Annotated in this window: 14 protein-coding genes and 1 pseudogene; 1 reads left to right on the plus strand and 14 read right to left on the minus strand. The window is 30.0% G+C overall.

The annotated features are described in order from the left end of the window. Positions 1-79: 79 nt before the first annotated feature. The 3 genes from ACWW38_RS04510 to ACWW38_RS04520 form a co-directional block, all read right to left on the minus strand. Positions 80-256, minus strand: a complete 177-nt coding sequence (locus ACWW38_RS04510; RefSeq protein WP_456259618.1) for a YtxH domain-containing protein — start codon at positions 254-256, stop codon at positions 80-82. 137 nt (positions 257-393) lie between these two features. Further along, on the minus strand, positions 394-1,332 hold the full coding sequence (locus tag ACWW38_RS04515) for a ribonuclease H1 domain-containing protein (RefSeq protein ID WP_456259619.1): 939 nt from the start codon (positions 1,330-1,332) through the stop codon (positions 394-396). Positions 1,333-1,406: 74 nt separating this feature from the next. Further along, positions 1,407-2,432 (minus strand): YkvA family protein, encoded by a 1,026-nt coding sequence (locus tag ACWW38_RS04520; RefSeq protein ID WP_456259620.1) that lies wholly within the window; start codon positions 2,430-2,432, stop codon positions 1,407-1,409. Between the two features lie 440 nt (positions 2,433-2,872). Between ACWW38_RS04520 and ACWW38_RS04525 the strand changes: the two genes are divergently transcribed. Next, positions 2,873-4,627: an ATP-dependent metallopeptidase FtsH/Yme1/Tma family protein gene (locus ACWW38_RS04525; RefSeq protein ID WP_456260416.1), complete on the plus strand. Its 1,755-nt coding sequence runs from the start codon at positions 2,873-2,875 to the stop codon at positions 4,625-4,627. A 184-nt stretch (positions 4,628-4,811) separates the two neighbouring features. Here the strand turns inward: ACWW38_RS04525 and ACWW38_RS04530 are convergent. The 11 genes and pseudogenes from ACWW38_RS04530 to ACWW38_RS04580 form a co-directional block, all read right to left on the minus strand. After that, a pseudogene (locus ACWW38_RS04530) lies at positions 4,812-5,554 on the minus strand (hydrolase). Positions 5,555-5,635: 81 nt separating this feature from the next. Then, positions 5,636-6,640, minus strand: coding sequence for a rhomboid family intramembrane serine protease (locus tag ACWW38_RS04535; protein ID WP_456259621.1), 1,005 nt, complete (start codon positions 6,638-6,640; stop codon positions 5,636-5,638). A gap of 188 nt (positions 6,641-6,828) precedes the next feature. Then, a complete protein-coding gene (locus tag ACWW38_RS04540) occupies positions 6,829-7,890 on the minus strand; it encodes an HD-GYP domain-containing protein (RefSeq protein ID WP_456259622.1) in 1,062 nt (353 codons plus the stop codon). A gap of 187 nt (positions 7,891-8,077) precedes the next feature. Then, positions 8,078-9,871 carry an oligoendopeptidase F gene (gene pepF / locus ACWW38_RS04545; protein WP_456259623.1) on the minus strand — a complete coding sequence of 598 codons (1,794 nt, stop codon included), beginning with the start codon at positions 9,869-9,871 and terminating at the stop codon, positions 8,078-8,080. A 43-nt stretch (positions 9,872-9,914) separates the two neighbouring features. Next, positions 9,915-10,322, minus strand: coding sequence for a DUF6762 family protein (locus ACWW38_RS04550; protein WP_456259624.1), 408 nt, complete (start codon positions 10,320-10,322; stop codon positions 9,915-9,917). A gap of 980 nt (positions 10,323-11,302) precedes the next feature. Further along, the gene (locus ACWW38_RS04555) at positions 11,303-11,638 is read right to left on the minus strand and encodes a single-stranded DNA-binding protein (RefSeq protein ID WP_456259625.1); all 336 of its coding nucleotides are present in this window, start codon (positions 11,636-11,638) and stop codon (positions 11,303-11,305) included. A gap of 70 nt (positions 11,639-11,708) precedes the next feature. Further along, positions 11,709-12,260, minus strand: a complete 552-nt coding sequence (locus ACWW38_RS04560; protein ID WP_456260417.1) for a manganese efflux pump MntP — start codon at positions 12,258-12,260, stop codon at positions 11,709-11,711. Between the two features lie 106 nt (positions 12,261-12,366). After that, positions 12,367-13,101: a hypothetical protein gene (locus ACWW38_RS04565; RefSeq protein WP_456259626.1), complete on the minus strand. Its 735-nt coding sequence runs from the start codon at positions 13,099-13,101 to the stop codon at positions 12,367-12,369. Between the two features lie 73 nt (positions 13,102-13,174). Beyond that, positions 13,175-13,642, minus strand: coding sequence for a hypothetical protein (locus tag ACWW38_RS04570; protein WP_456259627.1), 468 nt, complete (start codon positions 13,640-13,642; stop codon positions 13,175-13,177). A gap of 139 nt (positions 13,643-13,781) precedes the next feature. Continuing rightward, positions 13,782-14,246: a VanZ family protein gene (locus tag ACWW38_RS04575; protein WP_456259628.1), complete on the minus strand. Its 465-nt coding sequence runs from the start codon at positions 14,244-14,246 to the stop codon at positions 13,782-13,784. A gap of 51 nt (positions 14,247-14,297) precedes the next feature. Next, the gene (locus ACWW38_RS04580; protein ID WP_456259629.1) at positions 14,298-14,837 is read right to left on the minus strand and encodes a transposase; all 540 of its coding nucleotides are present in this window, start codon (positions 14,835-14,837) and stop codon (positions 14,298-14,300) included. Between the last annotated feature and the right edge of the window lie 78 nt (positions 14,838-14,915).

Here is a 14,915-nt window from a genome sequence, read left to right on the forward strand (position 1 = left end):
ATTTTTAATATTGCAAATTATCTCAAAAAAAGAAAGAAACCCTATTTATATTAAAATTGGGTTCTTTCTTGGCGGAATATTACATCATCCAATCCTTAACATTGTCGAATATATCTCCAGCTCTATTCATCATCATCTTACTATTTCTTCTTATCATCTTTCTAGTTCTTCTGTTCATTTGAGGAACCATCATCATACCAGCTGCTGCACCAATTACAGCTCCAGCAGTTAATACTCTTATAAATCTTCCATTCATTGATTGCACACCCCTTTACAGTAATTTATATTTAATAATTTTATGCTTTTACTATTAGCTAATTATAATAATTAAACAAATATTGATTTTAATAATAGGTTGTGCAAATTCACAAAACTTAAACAGGATTTATATAATTATTTAATAAATTTATTTACCAAAAAATATATTAATTCATCTTTAATACCACTATTTATACATTTTATGTATTCTTCTGCCATTTTTCTATCTTTTTCAACCATATTTTTTATTTTTTTCACTTCTTCATTTAAAAGTCTATTTAAATTCTCATTCTCTTCTGCTTTATCTATGTATTCCATAACTTCTATATTATCTAATGCATTATTGCTTACAATCTGCTTAAATAGTTCCTTTATATTATCATTTTTAACTTTTATAACATTATTTTTTAAATATTTTTCCGTTTCTTTTTTAAGAGTAACATTTATTGCAGCTTTAGCAAACTCATCTACAACTTCATTAAATAAATCTCCGGTATGGCTGTCTACTTTAACAAAAGTAACATTTATTCCATTTTCTTTTATTAGTCTATTATATGTTTCATAATAAGTCTTTGAAGATTCTTCTTTTCTCTCCCAAAATCCTGTAGCATGATAACATACACCTAAATAATCATGAAGGATAACTATGTTTTTAAATTCATTTTCTGCAGCATACTCTATTGACTTAATTGAAGCTTCAAGTTCTCCTGCTATTTGCCTAATAGCCTTATTTTTATTATCCTTTGCAGCACCGTTTTCAATATGTACAATTACTCCATCCACTACTACAACTAAGGCATAGGAGTATATTTCTGTGGAATCATTATAACTTCCATCCACATAAAAATGCGGTTGATTTTGCGGATAATTGTTGGAATCTTTTTTTATAATATCACTGCCACTATCTAAATACTTCTCAGCTTCTTCAATAGAGGTAAAACTTTTATATTTAGCTCCTTTGACTCCCTTAACATATCTAAGACAATCATTCCAAGAATGGACTATTCTATTTTCTATTTTTTCATTTTGTTCAGAATCAAAGCCTTCCTTTATAGCGTAAAACTTTTTGGTCATCTTACTTCTATCCTCTCTTAACTTCTTGACTTTTTTTAAAGATTTTAGTTCATTATTAGATCATCAACAATCTTTTAATCCTTAGCCTTATGTTTTCTTTTTTTGACAAATATAAATGTCCCAGCTGCTATTTTTATAGCATTCTTTCTACCTATAGTATCAAATATAATTTCCTTAACTTCGCTGACTTTATAGATGATATCGTCATTTCCCTGCCAATTTTCTAATATTACATTCCTAGGAACATTATCTATAATCTTATCCAAAACTATAAACCCTATTCCAAAATCATCTCCCTTTCCTAAAATAGGAATTGAATCTGGAATAATATCATATGGCAATGCTAAATATCCTAGTGCAGAGCCGATTAAAACTTTTGTCTTTATTGGAACTCTCTTGTCTTTCATAAGCCTGTACAAAAGCACCATTATATCTGGAAGCATCATTAAGCACTGAACAACTTTTTCATGTTTATCTGGAGCCATTTCTATAACTTCGCTTCTTAATTTTGAATATCCATCATTAACTTTAGTAAATTCACGAGAACCGTCCCCTATTTTTTCTCCTGTTTTTTCGTCAGATTCAGGAGAACCGTCCCCCATTTTTGTGCTTGCTATTTGTTCTTTCAGTTCATCTAAGGAGATAGCTTGTTTACTTTCACTATATATTAAGTTTTTAACTTCAACCTCTAATCCACCTTTTAAAATAGTTATGTGGTTAAGATAAAATTCTACAGAAGGTATATACTTACATAACAGTTTAAAGTCAATACATAAATATCCCTTGTCCACATATATTCCCATATCAGATAACTTACGTAAAACCTTTTTCAAAATAAAGTTTACTAATTTTATAGATATTGGTAAAACTCCTATCTTAATGTTCAATAATCTCAACTTCACCATATTATTTTCTATGCTTTCGATTCCTAAACTTGCAGCAAACTTTATCTTAATGCCTTTTGAAAAAGTTCCTTGTACTTTAATACATTCTTTTATGTCTACCTGATTAATTTTGATTTCATCGATTTTTAAGTAATCATCAATGATGCTCAATATATCCTTTTCAGTTAATCTAACTGATACATCTGAAATATTCATAATTTATTGCTCTTACATTTAGGATAAACTCCTAAGAGCTTCCCCCTTTCTATAGCATAATTTTACATCTAACCTAAAGTATACACAATATTTTAAAATTGTACAATAAGTCTTTACTAATGCCACTTTAACATAAATTACATTAGCAATTTTTATGAGGTTTATTGGACATGCACTTAAATTTTTACTATAATAAGACCTAGTTGACATAATCATAGAACCCAAATTTATGATTTGGCGTGAATCGCTTACTCTTTGGAAAAATGACAAGGAGTTTCCTTATAATGAACTCAACAATCTTTAAAATATTATTAATGTACTAATGGAAAGTTTTAAATGAATGTAATAATCAACATACACTTAAAACAGGGCCTAAAAAGTAATTTAGAGTAAGTATTATTTGATACCATCTTAGAAAGGATGATATAGTGAAAAATAAAATGAAAAATAAAGCCATATTACTTCCTATTGTAACAATGATACTTTCTATAATTATGATTATGATTACAACCTTTGTGTATAAACCTGAGGGAGAAAGAACATACACTCAGTTTAATAATGACTTAAATAGTAATAAAATAAGTAAGGTTTACTACACAGATGCTCCAAAGATAATAGTAAAACTTAAAGATGGAAACGTTTATGAAACTGATAATCCAAGAAGCGACAAGTTTAAAGAGGAAATTTTAAGTAAAGGGATAGAAGTTTCTGAACAAGGCTATATATCACCTATTGAGTTAATACCTTTTTTACTACTAGGAACTTCAATAATATGGTTTATTGTCTTAGCAGTGAAATCTTCTAAAGTTGCTTCTAAAGGAATTAGATCAGTAGATTCACTTGACGCTGAAGAAGTTAATAATGTAGGCTTTACTTTTGAAAATGTTGCAGGAAACGAAGAAGCAAAAGAAAGTGTTATGGATATAGTAGACTTTCTAAAAAATCCTGAAAAATACAGTGCTTATGGTGCAAGAATGCCAAGAGGTGTAATCCTATATGGTGAACCTGGAACTGGTAAAACACTGCTTGCTAAATCTGTAGCTGGTGAGGCTGGAGTTCCTTTCTATGCAATGTCTGGTTCAGATTTTGTACAGATATATGTAGGGGTTGGTGCCAGCAGAATAAGACAACTATTTAAAAAAGCTAAAGCACATGGTAAAGCAGTAATCTTTATAGATGAAATAGATGCTATAGGGAAAAAAAGGGACAGTTCTACTGGCGGCTCTGACGAAAGGGACCAGACATTGAATGCGCTGCTTACTGAAATGTCAGGATTCAATGAAAAAGAAGGCATTGTAGTTATGGCTGCAACAAATAGATTAGATATGCTTGACCCTGCACTATTAAGACCTGGTAGATTTGATAGACACATTGAAGTGAGTCTCCCAGATGTATCTGCTAGAGAAAAAATATTAAACTTACATCTTAGAAATAAGCCTTCTAAAAATATTAACGTAAAAGAATGGGCTCAAAAAACTTCTATGTTCTCAGGTGCTAAACTTGAGCACTTAGTTAACGAAGCTGCTATACTTGCTTGTAAAGATGAAACTGAAAACATTGAAAATATCCATTTTGATAAAGCATTTTCTATAGTTCTTGCTGGATATGAAAAGCAAAATAGGGATTATATAAGAGATATAGACAAGAAGATAACTGCTTATCATGAAGCTGGTCATGCTCTTATATCCTCTAAAGTACTTCCAAATGAAAAGCTATCAAAGGTTACAATAATTCCAACTACTAACGGTGCCGGTGGATACACTTTAAGTATTCCAGAAGATAGAATGTATCAAAATAAAGATTATCTTCTAAAGAGAATAATGGTACTTCTAGGTGGAAGGGCTGCTGAAGAAATTATATTTGGAAGTGAAAAAATAACTACTGGAGCTTATAGCGATCTTAAACACTCTACTAACACAATAACAAGTATGATTACAGCTTATGGTATGGGTGATTCTTTAGGGCTGTTAACTCTATCGGAGGTAGGAGAAATATCCGCCTCAACAAAAGAAGCTGTTATAAATGAATGTAAAAATACTATAGATAAACTTTATGAAGAGACTAAAAATATCTTAACTAGTAATAGACAAACTCTTGAAGCTTTAACTAATAATCTTCTTGAAAAAGAAACATTACATTTTGAAGAAATTCAAGAGATTTTAAGTCCTGTACAAGCTATAGATTCAGTACAATAAAGCCTTATAGTTTTGCTACAGCATACGGCAAAATCCTAATTTAGTATATTAAATCTATATATATGTGGTAAATTAAATAAAAAGTGATTGCACTATAGGATTAACTCTAATTAAGTGCAATCACTTTTTATATTTTTCATATGTTTTAGAATTTACAATTTAGAAATTTATTTTTGCTTCTGTTTTATATTTTCACATTATCTATTTCTTCATTGTTTATATTCACAAGATCATTTTGTTTTATATCTTCAACTTCCTTACTTTCATAAACATCTCTATATTTTATCATAACATGAGAGAATATATTTGCAGAAGATTGAGGAGTAAATGTAATTGCATTTGCCCCAGCGTTTATGGTTTCTCTTATGTTTTCATCATTTGGACCACCTGTAGCTATTATAGGCAGCTCTGGAAACTTATCTCTTATTAATCTTACAATTTCAGCTGTTCTCTTTCCCCCTGAAACATTTATGATACTCGTTCCAGCATCTATTCTGGCCTGTATATCTTCTTTTTCAGATACAACTGTAACAACTATAGGTATATCTATAGTATTTCTAACTCTCTTAACTACTTGATTTGGAGTAGGTGTATTTAAAACAACTCCCATAGCTCCCTTAAATTCAGCATCTAGCGCCAAGTTCACAACTCTCTTCCCTGTGGTTAATCCTCCCCAACTCCGCAAAAGACTGGTTTATCTGTACCCATCACTATTGCCTGAGTTATTACAGGTTGAGGTGTAAATGGATAAACTGCCATTATAGCATCTGCATTTGTATTTCTTATTACAGCCACATCTGTACTGAAAACTAAGGACTTTATTCTCTTTCCTAAAACAATTATTCCGCTGGCTTCTCTTATAACCTCTGGAACTTTAATCATGTGGCTTCTTAAAATTCCATTTATCTCTGGTATGTTTTTTTTCATAATTTCCTCCCAACTCCAATAAAAATGCATTTACTATTATATATCATCCCCTTAGTTCAGTACAATGATAAGCTTAAAATATTATTTTAGAGTTTTTTCGAAATTATTACTAATTAATAGTGAAACTATGAATCCTCCAATAAGTCCACCTAAATGTCCGAAGTTGTCTATATTTGGAATAGCAATTCCAATAAAAATATTTATACCTATTACTGAAAGTATATTTATAACCATTCCTTTTCCTATTCTATCCCTCATTTTCATGGCAAAGACTAATGTTGCTCCTAATAGAGCAAATATTGCTCCTGATGCACCTATGGACACTCCGTCTGAAAACTTATAGCTAAACATTGAGGACACAATTCCACCTATAAAATATATTGCAATGTACTTGGCTTTTCCGTAAACCTTCTCAACTAACGGGCCTATTGCCTTTAATGAATACATGTTTAATACTAAGTGTACAATACCACCATGAAGAAACATAGCAGTTATCAATCTATAGTATTGCCCACTAGCAATAAGACTGTTCTTCTTTGCTCCTAAAGACACTAAAACATCAGTATTACTATATAATATGCTTCCTGATAAAAATGCAGTTATTATAAACATAATCACATTAGCCGCAATTAAACTAACAGTTATTATAGATAGCTTGTTTTTCTTTTTTTCATTTTTTACCTCTTGTCTGTATCGTATAATACTGTCTATTTGCGCTGCTACAAGTCCTGCTTTCATAGAATTATATAAAACTTTATTTGTATATTCATCAATAACTATTACTTCCCTTGAAAAATGTTCATCATCCTCAGCAAGTATGTACCATTTACTATCATTTCTCGACTCCTTATCTATAAATAGCACTTTTATAACCTCATTATTATAGTCGTCATATAAAAAACTAGTATCTAAATTGTGAAAATTTTTTTCATCCATAAAAACTATGTATTCTTTACTTTGTCCAGTTACCTTACTTAATCCCCAGTATGTATCCTTTCCTTCCATAGACGGAAACTCTTCAATGTTATAATCATAATGCTGGCATAACATATTTATTATAAATTTTTTCAAATCTTCCCTTCCCATGTATACCCTCCTGTAAAAACTATTACTTCTTAATAATTTTAACCCATATACAAAAAATATTCTCATCATAAAAAATAAAAATACTTAAGAATTCTTAGATATTTCTAACAATTCCTAGGTATTTTTATTTTTTACTATGTTTTTCAATTGACCAGTGGTTCTAAAAATAGTTATCCTATAGCTTTTTATTATACTACTTCTTTTACCACAACATCTAAATATTTTAATAAATCTACTTCATAAAAAGGTATAGGACTTCTAGTGTCAGAATCATACAACACTCTAATGACAGGCTTGTCAGGGAAGCCTTTATTTTGCCTTATTACATATCCTTCTACATCATTTGAAAGTTTTACACAACATCCTAAAGGATATATGGCAAATGTGTCTTTAAATACCCTAACCATATTTTCATCAAACATACTTCCAGTTCCAGCTAGTACAAGTTCATAGGCATCACTAGGGGTAAATTTTTTTCTATAACTTCTATCGTTACTTAAGGCATCGTAAACATCACAAATGCATACAGTTTTTCCGTATTTAGAAATCTGGTTTCCTGATAATCCATATGGGTAGCCGCATCCATCTATCCTTTCATGATGTTGTTCTACAGCCTTCAAAACTGTTTCCGATATAAACATATTTTTTTCAAGGATTTCTCTTCCATAAACAGGGTGTTTTCTAATCTCAGAAAACTCTTTCTCATTAAGAGGTCCTTTCTTATTTATAATTTTAGTAGATATTTTTGTTTTACCTATATCATGAAGTATAGCGCCTTTTCCAAGATCTTTTAGTTCATCTTCATTAAATCCTAGGGAAAGTCCTAAAAAAGCAGACATAATTCCTGTATCAAGACAGTGAACATAGGTATAATTGTCATGAGTATGAATGTCATAAAGACTTTTATTAACATCACCTGAGTCTATTATATATTCTATTAAATTTTCAACTATTCTTAGTGATTCTTTGGCACTCCTCTTATTGTTTAAACCGTTAAGATTTTTCACAATTCGATCCATACTCTTCATAGTAACCTGCTTTAATTCAGTAAGTCTATGATCTTCAATCATAACATCATCTAATCTTTCATCTTCTATATATACGTATAGAACCCCAAGTTCTCTTAATTTATCTATATACTGAGTTGTAAGTTTTACTCCTGCTCTTAGAAGTACGTTACCATCATTAGTTAAAATGCTCTTTCCTAGAACATCCTTCTCTTTAACCCTGTTTATAAATTCTAATCTCATGCTACACCTCATAAAATATATCAGCTTTAAAATTTTATTTATTCTAATTAAAATATTACAGTACCTATTATATTATAGTTTAAGCAAATTTTCATCATTTTTCGGGTTTTTTTTGCCAATCGAAAGCATTTTATCCATGTTTATAACAAAAAAATAGATGAAGCCTAAAGCTCCATCTATTTTTTCTCTACTTTTCCAACATATCTAATAATTCATTAAATCTATTAATTGTATCCTCAATTGGTTTTGGTGTAGTCATGTCAACTCCAGCTTTTTTAAGGATATTGATAGGGTAATCTGAACCTCCGCTCTTTAAGAAACCTTTGTATTTTTCTACAGCCTCTTCTCCACTTTCTGAAATAGCCTTAACAAAAGAATTTGCTGCTGAATACCCTGTGGCATATTGATATACGTAAAAATCACTGTAAAAATGAGGTATTCTAGCCCATTCCATATCTATTTCTTGATCTACTACAATATCCGGTCCAAAATATTTTACATTTAGGTCATGATAAATTTTACATAGCTCTTCACTTGTTAATGGAATACCTGCATCAGTTTTTTCATGAGTTATCTTTTCAAATTCAGCAAACATTATTTGTCTAAATACTGTAGTCCTTATTTGCTCAAGTTGTGTATTTATAAGGTATAATCTCTTCTTTTCATCCTTCTCATTTTCTATAAGATAATTAATTAAAAGATTTTCATTTACTGTTGAAGCTACTTCAGCACAGAACAAGGTGTAATCAGCATATATATAAGGCTGCTCTTTTCTTGAATAATAAGAATGAATTGAGTGTCCCATCTCATGAGCTAAAGTTGAAACATCATTTAGTTCATAATTATAGTTTAAAAGTACATAAGGCATTGTGTCATAGCAGCCCCAAGAATATGCACCTTTTCTCTTTCCCTTATTTTCATATATGTCTATCCATCTATTTTCTATGCCCTCTGAAAATATGTTTAAGTATTCTTCTCCTAATGGCTTTAATGCTTCTTTAACTAAATTTACACCTTCGTTAAATTCTATGTGCATCTTTGGAGTGTCAATAACAGGAACATATAGATCATACATATGCATTTCTTCAAGTCCAAGTAACTTCTTCTTCACTCTTACATATCTGTGGAGACTTGATAAATTATCATTTATAGCCTTAATAGCATTATCATAAACCTCTATCGGTATATCATTAGGCTTAAGGGAACTCTCTAGTGAACTGCTGTATTTTCTTGTTTTAGCTTCAAATGCAAAACTTTTAATTGAAGATGTTAATGAGGTCGCTAATGTATTTTTAAAGTGATCATATGTTTCAAAAAGTGCCTTAAATGCCGCTTCTCTAACCTTTACATCCTTTGACTTTATAAATACAGAATAGTTTCCCTCTGTAAGTTCTACTTCATGTCCGTCCTCATCTTTTATAGTAGGAAAAGTCATATCTGCATTGGTAAGCATTCCAAAAATACTTGAAGGAGCATTTAAAACATCTGAAACAGAAGCTAAAAGTTCTTCTACTTCATGGCTTAGAGTATGAGGCTTTCTTTTTAGCACTCTCTTTAGCATAAACTCATATACTTTTAATTCTGGAAGAGTTTCCATAGCTTTCTCTATAGTACCTTCTTCATAAGACAATATTTCTGGAATGAAAAAAGCCGACATTGCAGCAAGTTCAGCAGAATATGCTTCAATTTTATTTTTTACTGCTTGATTTGCGTTATTAGCAGTATCTTCATCTGCCTTTAAAAAAGAATATACTAGAAGCTTATCTGCAAGTCTTGAAATTTCTTCATCTAACTTTAAGAAGTTTAAAAGTTCTTTAGCATCGCTTAATTTTCCTTGAAACTCTTTAATCTTTGGGGCCATTTCTTTTAATCTTCCAAAGTCCTTTTCCCAATCTTCAGTGTTGGAATAAATCTTCTCTATATCCCATCTATCTTCTTTTGAAATTTCTTCTCTTCTTTTAACCTTTTTTACTTCACTCACAGCAGGAACCTCCTTTTTTTAATCGCTAGTCTATAATCCATCTCTATTCAGCGTTGTATTCTGCTTTCTTCTCCTCTGCCTCTTTAAATGCTTTCTTCATCTCAACGCTTATAAGCTCACAAATTTCATTTAACTTTGATACCATATCTCTATGTTCTTCAATATATTCAAATTTAATTCCCCAAGTAGGGTTGTATTCTTCATCTAATTCATCTAATTCATATCCACTTTTTTCAAAGGCTTCATGGTTGAGCAAATCGTATATAGCTGTATATTGCCATTCTTCCACATCTTCATTAGTGTCAAAGTATAAATGCACCATATCATCCTTTTCGCTATAGAAAAACTTAGTTACATACTCAGCTCCATCTCCTACTTCATAGCTTCCTAGTTCTTTAACAAACTTATTTTCACTATCCAATTCCATTAAAACTAATGCTGCAAAATCCATATTAATCCCTTCCTTTTCCATAGATTGTTTCTAAATCTTATAATATATTAGTATACCCAAAAACTCCATCTAAAACTTATAATCTTGTATATATACCCTATATTAACATATATTAATTTACAGGTAAATTGTAACTCCATAACCAACTTGTTAAATCTTCAATTAGTAATATGAGTAAAAGTTATAAGATGGCTGCATGTAAATATTTTGCGAAGCAATCTTTTAGTGAATAACTAATAGTGAAAAGTGAATAGTGATGGATATTTTTCTCCGCTTTGCTACGAAAAATTTTAATTTTATTTAATTTGTTAAATTTAGTTGCCTTATCGATAATTCCTTTAACAAAGCTAAATATTTGTTTTTCTATAATTAAAAACTTTTCTTAATACCAATGGAGAAAGTTATCCTTGATCAGTGTAAAAATTATATCAATTGGCTTATTAAAAAAGCTCAGAGCGCTTTAACCCGACTAGGGTGCAAGGGTTTTAGGCGTAGCCTGTTGAAGTTATGCTATTACCTTCTGATTACAATATAAGTAAGGTATATAAAATTATTAGCTAGTATGTATAACTATTAAGTAAACGATTAGTATTAATCAAGATATTGGTTTAAAGATAGTAAGTTAAAAGAACTTGCTAGTCATCAGATAAATTGTTTCAGAAAATGTCAGCATGCTATCGCATTTATTTATAATAATTCTTTAAAATATACTTAATAATACTTACTTGAACTTTACAGTGTGGCTACGCCAGGCAAAATTATCATTTTGCCTTTTGAAGCCCTATTAGTATTTGCTGCAGTAATTATTAGTTGCAACTAATTAAGGCATGTAGGATTACTGGCTAGCATATATGTATCAATTGAAGAAACTTTGAAGGAATAGCTAGTATTACTTAAGGTTTCTCAATGATACATATATGTGTTAGCCAAGTAATCTTACATGCCGCTATTTTGTCGTACTTTACCTATTAGACGTAAAACTATACTACTTCTTTTTTCTTTGAATCTAAAAATTGTATTTCCTGGGCAATAACTTCACTCATGTATCTCTTTTCTCCATCTTTTGTTTCATAACTTCTCATTTGAAGTCTTCCAATTACACTTATTAAGCTGCCCTTCTTAGTATACTTAGCCAAATTTTCAGCCTGCTTTTCCCATGCCACTATAGGTATAAAGTCTGCCTGTTTTTCTCCGTTCTGGTCATAATAACCCCTATCTACAGCCAATTTAAATGTAGTAACAAATTTATTGTTTTCTTTAAGCTCTCTTAACTCTATGTCTTTTGTTATTCTTCCAATGAACATAACTTTATTCATAATACTCCTCCAATATTAATAGATGTATTTTTCTAAATTATATCCACTTTATAACATCTTAAACTTACCTTTATAGAAAAATCATCTTAATTCCAAAGAGTACTAAAATAATACCTCCGACATAATCTGCATACTTAGAAAACATGTCAATTTTTCTTAAGTATTTAGCTATTGTGAAAGCAATAATGCACATTATAAGTGTAATCAGACCAATAAACATTGTAGCTTCCAAAAGAACATGTCCTTTATTTATATTGTTTAAAACTGTAAATCCAACTACAGCTGCATCTATGCTCACTGATATTCCAAGTATAAAATACATCTTTCTACTTACTATTATCCTACTACTGCTGCGCTTCATCCCTTCCTTTAGCATCATTATTCCAACTATAGCTATTATTATTCCCCCAATAATTTTAGGAATGGCTAAAATATATGTATTAAACAAATACCCCATGTAAGATCCCATTAACGCAAGAAAAAATTGAAAAAATCCAAAGGATATGCAAAATGATATTTTATTCTTTCTCTTAACAAGAGGGTTTAACCCCAAACTTAAGGCAACTCCAAAGGCATCTAAAGCAAGTGCCAATGAAATTACAAACAGTGAATATATTCCTATATAAAAAATACCCATGAAAAAAAGTCCTTTCATATTTAAATAAGTTTATATAAAATATATGAAAGAACTTTTTTAGTTATTCCCTTTTATAAACAGAGTTCTAAGCTTATCTGTTATCATCTGTCCATAATTCTATATTATATTCTCCAGCAGCATCAAAAGTTATGGAAAGTATCATTTCATTTGAAATTTCCGGCATTTTACCTAAATCACATATACCATTTTCCTGCATATTAACTTGGCTTTTTACGGCATTTACATTTTTAATAATTTTAAGCTTTTCTCCATTATTAATCCTCAGCATTACATTTAAATCATGAAAACCAAGTCTATTTATTATTTCTTGCCTCAACTTTATATTCACAGTTTCTCCTTGTTTCACAGTAACGCTAATATCATTTTCACTAAGTTGCGTTACTCCCCCTGATCCAGCTACCATAATTCCAGCAATTAATTTAGTCGGAGGAATACCTTGTTGATTTATAGTAACTTTTTCTGATACCTTTATCTTTATATCTTTAGGTATTTCAGCGTTAGTTATTATATCTACATATCCTCCATCTGATGAATCTATAGTTACATTTTTATCTATAATTGAGTCAATTCTATATTCTCCACTCTTTACCTTAACCGTTCCCCCATCTTTTGCATTCTGAATGGCTTTATTTATATCAGAATAATCAGAGTTCACATCCTCTTCTACATTTCCACTTGAACTAATTACAGTAAAACTTCCTTTTAGAATATTTGAGATAGGTTTTGCAAATGCAGTTTTAGAATTACAAATCATCAAAATAAATAGTGACATAATAAATACAGATAAACATTTGGTATTTTTCATATACATCCTCCAATTAATTTAATCTAAATAGTTTCATTAATACATAAATGGAGCACTACCTCCATAAAAATCTTTATGATTCATAATTTTCAGCATAAACTTTAAAATCATAATTTCCTTCCACATTAAATATAACAGTCAAATTATATATCTTATCTTCCCTTACAATTTCTTCTTTTGCTATTTCGTACTTACCTTTAACGCAAATCAATGCTTTGTCATTATAAATCAAGTCAATATCTCCATCTGATATACTTTTTCCATTCTTTGTAAACTCTATTTTATATATAACTTTTTTAACCTCTTTAACTCCATGATTAAGTCTTGAAAATATTCTAAGGTTTGACTTTTCTCCTAGATTACTTATACTCTCAAAACCATTAAAATAGAGATTGATAGGTTCCTCACTTCTATTATCTTTCATCAATTGAACAGCTTCTTTAAGATTATATTTATTCTCCAATACATGTTTTAAAGAGTATATAGCTACTAAACTTAAAATAATAAAGATAGTTAATGTAATCTTTTTTCTATTTTTCAACTCCTCCACACCAGCCCCTTTTAATTATTAATTTACATATTTTTACTTTAAGTATTTCCAAATTTTATTACTTTAAACTTCTTGCCAATAATATTTTTATAAAAATTATTATGAAAAATAAAAATGACTAAGCCTCCACTTAAGAAATCTTAGTCTCTCTACTTTTATTACTTTTATTTCTAATATATTTGAATAAGCAAATCATTGATAACCCAAAAATTCCTCCTAATGTGTCAATTAACACATCTGTAAATTTGCCCTCCCTGCCTTGTACAAAAGTCTGATGAAATTCATCTGAGGAAGCATATAAAAAAGTTAACACTAAGGATAAAATTAAACACTTCTTAAAACTAACCTTTTCTGCAATAGCATTGTATAAAAGCATGTAGAGTATACAATATTCAGTAAAGTGCCCAGCCTTCCTAACTATAAAATTAGCGAGCTCTCCGAAGTAACTATCTAAATTCACTCCTAAACTTCCTAATAAATTTATTACAGATCCACTTTTTTCACTAGAAATAACAGCAGGCTCATTTGAAAACTTGAAAATAACAATCATCCAAAATATAACCAAAAGCCATTTTACTATAGTGTTTTTCTTCATGTAATCTCTCCCTTTGGGGACAGTCCCCCGGTATTATTTTCCAAACAGACACTATTTTGCTTCTACAAACTCTTTATATGCACCTCTTCTATTATCTCTAAAATAGGCTAATATCATTTCACTGCTAATTATGTTTTCTGCCTCTAAGCCTATATACATATTATAACTACTCCATCTATACTCTTCTGGTCTCTCAACCAGCTTAGCTCTAACAGGATTGAGATGTATGTACTTACTTGCTTGCAAAAGGTAATTATCATCATCTATAACTTCAGCAGCATATCTTCCTTGAAACAGATGTCCTATGTAATTATATTTTTTGTTAAAGCTCATAGCGTATATAAAATTTATTCTGCCGATTAAACGCCCAATATGTATATCCTCTGTTTTTACTTGGAGGTGAACATGATTTGTCATAAGGCAATAGCTAATTATCTTATACTTATCACTATAATATTTTACTGCTTCTTCTATACAATGCAAATACATTTTATAGTCACTTTCTTCTTTAAAAATACTTTCCTTTCGATTTCCCCTAGCTGTTACATGATAGATTAATTCTGGATACCATATACGATTTTTTCTCGGCATATTTTCACTCCTAACATAAATATATGGTAAATTGTATCCAAATTATGAAATTATAAACGCGGGACAGTCCTCTGAAAA

The organism is Clostridium sp. JNZ J1-5 (assembly GCF_053901425.1).

Coding starts and splice junctions, on each gene's coding strand:
- ACWW38_RS04510 (WP_456259618.1), bottom strand. CDS start 256: ATGAATGGAAGATTTATAAGAGTATTAACTGCTGGAGCTGTAATTGGT.
- ACWW38_RS04515 (WP_456259619.1), bottom strand. CDS start 1,332: ATGACCAAAAAGTTTTACGCTATAAAGGAAGGCTTTGATTCTGAACAA.
- ACWW38_RS04520 (WP_456259620.1), bottom strand. CDS start 2,432: ATGAATATTTCAGATGTATCAGTTAGATTAACTGAAAAGGATATATTG.
- ACWW38_RS04525 (WP_456260416.1), top strand. CDS start 2,873: ATGAAAAATAAAGCCATATTACTTCCTATTGTAACAATGATACTTTCT.
- ACWW38_RS04535 (WP_456259621.1), bottom strand. CDS start 6,640: ATGGGAAGGGAAGATTTGAAAAAATTTATAATAAATATGTTATGCCAG.
- ACWW38_RS04540 (WP_456259622.1), bottom strand. CDS start 7,890: ATGAGATTAGAATTTATAAACAGGGTTAAAGAGAAGGATGTTCTAGGA.
- ACWW38_RS04550 (WP_456259624.1), bottom strand. CDS start 10,322: ATGGATTTTGCAGCATTAGTTTTAATGGAATTGGATAGTGAAAATAAG.
- ACWW38_RS04555 (WP_456259625.1), bottom strand. CDS start 11,638: ATGAATAAAGTTATGTTCATTGGAAGAATAACAAAAGACATAGAGTTA.
- ACWW38_RS04565 (WP_456259626.1), bottom strand. CDS start 13,101: ATGAAAAATACCAAATGTTTATCTGTATTTATTATGTCACTATTTATT.
- ACWW38_RS04575 (WP_456259628.1), bottom strand. CDS start 14,246: ATGAAGAAAAACACTATAGTAAAATGGCTTTTGGTTATATTTTGGATG.
- ACWW38_RS04580 (WP_456259629.1), bottom strand. CDS start 14,837: ATGCCGAGAAAAAATCGTATATGGTATCCAGAATTAATCTATCATGTA.